This window comes from Kitasatospora sp. NPDC047058, assembly GCF_040643935.1.
GTDB lineage: Bacteria > Actinomycetota > Actinomycetes > Streptomycetales > Streptomycetaceae > Kitasatospora.
Map to the genome: position 1 here is coordinate 1 of NZ_JBEYVJ010000522.1, position 4,117 is coordinate 4,117.

The window sequence follows — 4,117 nt, forward strand, 5'->3', positions numbered from 1 at the left end:
GCCCATGCCCTGGCCCGCGCCGCCCACGAGGGCGCTGAGGACCAGCGGCGGCAGGGTGGTCGACGCGAGCGAGACGGCGAGCAGGGCCAGTCCGGCGATGAGGACCAGGCAGCCGAGCGGGATGGCCCGCGCACTGCCGAGCCGGGGGACCAGCAACTGGCCGAGGGTGGAGGCGAAGAAGGCCGTGAAGACGAGGAGGCCGACGGCCGCGCGGTTGTGGATGCCCAGGTCCTCCGCGAGGAACGCGGGGCTGACGGAGGTGAACACGCCCAGCAGGGAGAAGCCGGCGAAGGCGGCGATCCCCGCCGGGACGAACACCCCGCGCACCTCGGGCGGCAGTGCGGGCCGCCGCGGCCGGGCGGTGCGCAGCGGGCTGGCGTCGGGGACCGTCTCCGGCAGGAGCCAGGTGACCGTGAACGAGGCGGCGAGCAGGACCAGGTGCACGACGAACGGCAGGACCAGGGGGTAGGGCGCGTACTCGGCGAGCAGGCCGGACAGCAGCGGTCCGCAGCCCAGCCCGCCCATGTTGGCGGCGGTCGCGACGAACCCGGCGCGGGCCCGGCGCCCGGGCGGGGCGAGTTCCAGCACGTACGCGGTGGCGGTGCCGGTGAACAGGCCTGCCGACAGCCCGGACAGCAGCCGGCCCAGGAAGAGCAGCGGCAGGCCCTGCTCGGCGAGGAAGGCGACGGCGCTGCCGGCCGCGAGCGCCAGCCCGCAGAGCAGGACGGGCCGGCGGCCGACGGAGTCGGAGACGTTGCCGAAGAGCAGCAGGACACCGATCACGCCGAAGGCGTAGACGGCGAACACGACCGTCACCGTCAGTTCGGAGAAGCCGATCTCCTCCTGGTACAGCCCGTAGAGCGGGGTGGGCAGGGTGGTGCCCGCCATGCAGACGGCGAAGGCGGCGGCGGCTCCGAGGTAGGCCGAGCGGCCCGCGGCGGCAGGCCGGCCGGTCCGGCGATCAGTCATCCGCCCACCGTAGGCAGCCGGCCCCGGCGGGCGCGGGCCCGGCAGGGCCGCGTGCGCCGGATGGCCGCGCCCGGCCGCCCCGGGCGAGGGTGTGACGGCGTGACGGCGTGAGGGCGCTTCCGGCCCCCGGCGGGCTGCTCCGTCCGGAGGGCCGTCCGGCGCGGCGCGCGCCGTCCCCGCCGGGCCGGCTGGCTACTGTCGAGGTCCGTCCGGCTCCACTTCGGGAGAACGATGCCGAACGACCGTACTCTCCGCTCACGTTGGCTGGGCACCGCCGTGGGGTTCTGTCTGCTCGCGTCCGTGCTGTCGGGCTGCGGGAGCAGCGGGCAGGGCGGCCCGGTGACGCTGAACTGGTACAACTTCCCCGACGACTCCGGGGCGCTGCAGGAGGCCGCCGACCGCTGCGGCCGGCAGTCCGGCGGCCGGTACTCCGTCAAGTACAACAAGCTGCCGCGCGGCGCCGACGGCCAGCGCCAGCAGCTCGTGCGCCGGATGGCCGCGCACGACGCCGGGGTGGACATCCTGGGCCTGGACGTCACCTGGCCGGCCGAGTTCGCCGAGGCCGGGTGGATCCGGGAGTGGACTGGGCCGGCGAAGGAGCAGGCCGTCGCCGACACGCTCTCGGCGGCGGTGCAGACCGCGACCTGGCGGGACCGGCTGTACGCGGCGCCGTACAACTCCAACACGCAGCTGCTCTGGTACCGGGACGACCTGGTGCCCACCCCGCCGAAGACCTGGACCGAGATGCTGACCCAGGCCGACGCGCTGGCGAAGCAGGGCAAGCCGCACTACGTCGAGATCCAGGGCGCCCAGTACGAGGGGCTGACGGTCTGGTTCAACACGCTGGTCACCAGCGCGGGCGGCTCGATCCTCACGCCGGACGCGCAGGCCCCCTCGCTCGGTCCGCCCGCCGTCGCCGCCGCCACGGTGATGCACGACACCGCCACCTCGGCGGCCGCCGACCCCTCCCTGCCCAACCAGATGGAGGACCAGAACCGGCTGGCGATGGAGTCCGGTACCGCCGCGTTCGAGCTCAACTACCCGTTCGTGTATCCGTCGATGAAGGCCAACCAGCCCGAGCTGTTCCAGCACTTCCGCTGGGCGCCGTACCCCGCCGTCCTGCCCGACCGGCCGGCCACCGTCACGATCGGCGGGATCGACCTCGCCGTGGGCGCGTACGGCCGGCATCCGGACCTCGCCTTCGAGGCCGTCCTGTGCCTGCGCGACCGCGAGAACCAGCTCACCAACGCCCTCAAGGGCGGCCTGCCGCCGTCCCTGCGCAGCCTGTACCAGGCGGCCGAGCTGACCGAGAGCTACCCGTTCGCCGCGGAGGTGCTGACCGCGCTGGACAACGCCAGCCTGCGCCCCAAGACGCCCGCCTACCAGAACGTGTCCATCGCCATCTCGCACACCCTCTCACCGCCCGCCGACATCCGCCCGGAGAGCACCGTGGCCGACCTCCGGGGGCAGATCGAGGACGCGCTCGGGTCCAAGGGGCTGATTCCGTGACACCGTCCACCGCGCTCGGCGACACCGCCGGGCGGAAGACCGCCGAGCTGTCCGAGGGCGCCCGGCAGGAGCGCCGGCTGGGGCTGCTGCTCTGCGCGCCGGCCGCGATCGTCATGCTGGCGGTCACCGCGTACCCGATCGGGTACGCGGTCTACCTCTCGCTGCAGCGGTACGACCTGCGCTTCCCGCAACAGGCGCACTGGGTGGGGCTCGCCAACTACGGTGCGGTGCTCAGCTCGCCGTTCTGGTGGCAGGCCCTGTGGGTCACCGTGCTGATCACGGTGGTGTCGGTGGCGATCGAACTCGTCCTGGGCATGGCGCTGGCCCTGGTGATGCACCGCGCGGTCTTCGGGCGCGGCACCGTCCGTACGGCGGTCCTGGTCCCGTACGGCATCGTGACCGTGGTCGCGGCCTACTCCTGGCAGTACGCCTGGACGCCGGGGGTCGGCTACCTCGCGGCGCTGCTGCCCGAGGGCAGCGCCCCGCTGACCGACCAGTGGCAGGCGATCGGCCTGATCATCCTGGCCGAGGTGTGGAAGACGACGCCGTTCATGGCCCTGCTGCTGCTCGCGGGCCTCGCCCTGGTGCCGGACGAGACGGTGCGGGCGGCGATGGTGGACGGCGCGACCTTCGGGCAGCGCATGCGGCTGGTGGTCCTGCCCCTGATGAAGCCGGCCATCCTGGTCGCCCTGCTCTTCCGGACCCTGGACGCCTTCCGCATCTTCGACAACATCTACGTGCTGACCGGTGGGTCCAACGACACCGGATCGGTCTCGATCCTGGGCTACGACAACCTCTTCACCGCCCTCAACCTGGGCATCGGATCGGCGATCTCGGTGCTGATCTTCATCTGTGTGGCGATCATCGCCCTCGTGTTCATCAAGGTCTTCGGCGCGGCCGCGCCGGGTGGCGAACCGGAGCGCCGATGAGCAGCAGGACCCGCACCCTGACCGGCTGGGGCTTCGCCAACCTGGTCGTCATCCTCTACGCGCTGTTCCCGGTGTGGTGGATCGTGGCGTTGTCGTTCAAGGAGCCGAGCACGCTCACCGACGGCGACTTCATCCCGCGCGAGTGGACGTGGGAGAACTACCGGGGGATCTTCCAGACCTCGGAGTTCACCCGCGCGCTGGTCAACTCGATCGGGATCTCGGTGATCGCCACCACCATCGCCGTGGTGCTCGGCACCATGGCGGCCTACGCGGTGGCCCGGCTGCGGTTCCCCGGGAAGCGGCTGCTGATCGGGGTGTCCCTGCTGATCGCGATGTTCCCGCCGATCTCGCTGGTCTCCCCGCTGTTCAACATCGAGCGGGTGCTCGGCATCTTCGACACCTGGACGGGCCTGATCATCCCCTACATGACGTTCTCCCTCCCGCTCGCGATCTACACCCTGTCGGCGTTCTTCCGGGAGATCCCCTGGGACCTGGAGAAGGCGGCGAAGGTCGACGGCGCCACGCCGTGGCAGGCGTTCCGGCTGGTCATCGCCCCGCTGGCGGCCCCGGGGGTGTTCACCACCGGGATCCTCGTCTTCATCTTCTGCTGGAACGACTTCCTGCTCGTCCTGCTGGTCGCCTCCCTGATGGGGCGGCTGTGACGCCCCGGACCCGGCACGGCCGCCGGCCCGCGCACCCCTGAGGCCCGC

Annotated in this window: 3 protein-coding genes and 1 pseudogene; 3 read left to right on the forward strand and 1 reads right to left on the reverse strand. The window is 72.3% G+C overall.

Annotation, left to right across the window (positions count from 1 at the left end; all coding sequences use genetic code 11):
- On the reverse strand, positions 1 to 969 hold a 969-nt coding region (locus ABZ885_RS36655), incomplete at its 3' end, for an MFS transporter (protein WP_360198819.1).
- Between the two features lie 231 nt (positions 970 to 1,200).
- Between ABZ885_RS36655 and ABZ885_RS36660 the strand changes: the two genes are divergently transcribed.
- The 3 genes and pseudogenes from ABZ885_RS36660 to ABZ885_RS36670 form a co-directional block, all read left to right on the forward strand.
- Complete coding sequence (locus ABZ885_RS36660) at positions 1,201 to 2,478, forward strand: ABC transporter substrate-binding protein (protein ID WP_360198822.1); 1,278 nt, start codon at positions 1,201 to 1,203, stop codon at positions 2,476 to 2,478.
- On the forward strand, positions 2,475 to 3,407 hold the full coding sequence (locus tag ABZ885_RS36665) for a sugar ABC transporter permease (RefSeq protein WP_360198823.1): 933 nt from the start codon (positions 2,475 to 2,477) through the stop codon (positions 3,405 to 3,407). Before ABZ885_RS36660 ends, ABZ885_RS36665 begins: the two co-directional genes overlap by 4 nt.
- Positions 3,404 to 4,051: pseudogene (locus ABZ885_RS36670) on the forward strand (carbohydrate ABC transporter permease); the annotation flags it as partial. The gene ABZ885_RS36665 and the pseudogene ABZ885_RS36670, both read left to right, overlap by 4 nt.
- Positions 4,052 to 4,117: the final 66 nt, after the last annotated feature.